Annotated in this window: 4 protein-coding genes; 2 read left to right on the forward strand and 2 right to left on the reverse strand. The window is 43.9% G+C overall.

Annotated elements, in window-relative coordinates; genetic code table 11:
* Both PX484_RS02705 and PX484_RS02710 read left to right on the forward strand, forming a co-directional pair.
* Positions 1–445, forward strand: a 445-nt coding sequence (locus PX484_RS02705; protein WP_288102768.1) for a CP12 domain-containing protein, incomplete at its 5' end; no start/stop codon positions are given.
* A 97-nt stretch (positions 446–542) separates the two neighbouring features.
* Entirely contained in the window at positions 543–1,049 is a 507-nt protein-coding gene (locus PX484_RS02710) for a DUF1269 domain-containing protein (protein ID WP_002801676.1), read from the forward strand.
* 262 nt (positions 1,050–1,311) lie between these two features.
* On the opposite strand, the gene PX484_RS02715 is transcribed toward PX484_RS02710, so the two are convergent.
* Together PX484_RS02715 and PX484_RS02720 are read right to left on the reverse strand one after the other, a co-directional pair.
* Positions 1,312–1,608, reverse strand: a complete 297-nt coding sequence (locus PX484_RS02715) for a type II toxin-antitoxin system RelE/ParE family toxin (protein ID WP_287765848.1) — start codon at positions 1,606–1,608, stop codon at positions 1,312–1,314.
* A complete protein-coding gene (locus PX484_RS02720; protein ID WP_008199613.1) occupies positions 1,605–1,829 on the reverse strand; it encodes an addiction module protein in 225 nt (74 codons plus the stop codon). Before PX484_RS02720 ends, PX484_RS02715 begins: the two co-directional genes overlap by 4 nt.
* Between the last annotated feature and the right edge of the window lie 485 nt (positions 1,830–2,314).

A 2,314-nucleotide genomic window follows, 5' to 3' on the forward strand; every position in this document is an offset into this window, starting at 1 on the left:
TAAAGTCGTCGCTTTCGGTCAAGATCCGCAAAAAGTGCGCGTCTATGAAGTGATGAGCAAACCCTGCATCGTGATTAATCCCGACCTCGGGGTTGAATATGTGGCCCGCTTATTTGCTAATACCGGTATTCGTTTCGCACCGGTAATTAAAGGCGGTTTGCTCGGTGTTATCTCTGTTAGTGACATTCTCCATAAAGGTAACGCCGTCGAAAAGCCCCGCAGTCTTGATTTAGAAGCGGAGATTATCAAAGCTAGAGATATTGCCCGGGCAGTATGTGCTGAAAAAGGGGGAAATTCTCCCGATTGTGCCGCAGCTTGGGATATTGTTGAGGAATTACAGGCAGAATTGGCACACCAACGCGCTAAAAAACCGGAAAAAACTTATTTTGAGGAATACTGTCAAGAAAATCCCGATGCTTTTGAAGCTCGTATCTATGACACCTAATCCCCATGGGTTTTCGGTATTCTCCGATACCTCAAACTTTTTAATCCGGCAAAAGTAGTGTATAAAAGTTTTATTTGCTAATAATCGAGGAAAAACCATGGCTGATCTATTTGTCATCGCCTATGAGGACGAATTTAAAGCAGAAGAAGTTCGTTTAACTTTGGCTAAACTGCAACGGGAACATCTCATCGAGCTAGAAGATGCCGCCGTAGTGGTTAAAAACAAAGATGGCGAGATTAAACTCAAGCAAGCGGTCAATTTAACGGCAGCGGGAGCCGCTAGTGGCAGTTTCTGGGGATTATTAATCGGTACACTCTTTTTATCCCCTCTCTTGGGGGTTGTTCTCGGTGCTGCTGGTGGCGCTTTGGGAGGTGCTTTAAGTGATATCGGTGTGGATGACAATTTTATGCGGGAATTGGGAGAAACCCTGCAGCCCGGTACATCTGCTCTCTTTGTTCTCGTCCAAAAAGTTACCCCCGATAAGGTCCTCGATGAAGTGGCCCCCTACGGAGGTAAAGTATTACGCACTTCTTTGACCAAAACCGACGAAGCAGAATTACAGAAAATTCTCGACCAAAGAGGTGTTAAACCCGAAATCGTTTAGGATATGAGTCCATAAAAGCCAGAAAAAGGGAATATATTTCCCTTTTTACTTTTTGAGCAAGAATGGGTTTAGTCTCACAACCACAGCAGCTATAAAATAAGCAACAATCAATAATTATTAATGAACTTTAAGCTTCCAATTGAGCTATTTTCGCCCCAGTATTGTTTTGCCCAACCCAACCTACGAGGCGATGCGCTCTGCTACGCAGTGCCTTTGGCATCGCACTAACCAATAACCTCAATGGTCGGGTGCATTGGGGTTGTTAGGTTCGCAATCGCCATGACTTTGGATCACGCCGACCATGAAAAATCGCGGTCACAACGACCCGACTTGAAATCACTCGATAGTAGACAGCATATGGGAATCGTTTGATGACTGCTCGTCGAATGTCCAGATAAACGATTGCATAAGACTCTGGCATCATGCCGATCTGATTGAGTAAGTCATCTACACAATCAATAAATTCATCACCCAAACCAGCTTGTTGACTCTCATACCAATCATAGGCATCCCTGAGGTCGTCACCGACTTCTGGACGAAATACCAGTACATACTTCATGCTTGCTTTCTGACTGATGCTTTCATCTCTTCCCAGGTGAGGACGTTATCGGGATCATTATTATGACCCTCAATCCGCTGATCGAGTTCGTGTTTTTGCGCCTCGGTTAAATCAGGATACACCTGTTCCACTGCAATACTGTCCCAAATCGCTTGAACCAGAAGGATTCTATCCTCAACACTTAAAGTTGTAATTTCATTTAGTGTAGCTGCGATATCCATACAGACAAGCTCCCGATTCAGATTGAGCGAGTAGTTCTAACAAGTTGTCATGGGTTCGGACTTGAAGCGTTAGTTTAGGCATACATATTGATGACTCAAATACTAAGCGACCTAACTATATATTATAGGTCAACTTTCTGCATAACACTCTCCAGAGTAACGATATGGGTCAACTTTCTGTATGTCACCCCGTCCTACAACATATATACTCATTTGTCAATAGCTAGTAATATTTAATCTGCTTATACTTCGAGTTTTGACCTGAAAATGGGCGATCAATAGTCAAGCGATCGAGGGATGGGTACAACCACGAGCCTAGGGGATTGATTATGCAAGGGTGAACAACTTATCGGCAGGTTTCCAGGCCGCTCCCCAATAACTGATCACTGAAAGAGGGCTAAACTAAAAAGCCGTGCTAAAATCAGCATATCTAGGGTCGCTTGTGTAGGTGATGGATAGGCTATGTTTGAAAGATTTACGGAAAA

It is taken from the genome of Microcystis sp. M49636_WE2, from assembly GCF_030065375.1.
GTDB classification, from domain to species: domain Bacteria; phylum Cyanobacteriota; class Cyanobacteriia; order Cyanobacteriales; family Microcystaceae; genus Microcystis; species Microcystis aeruginosa_C.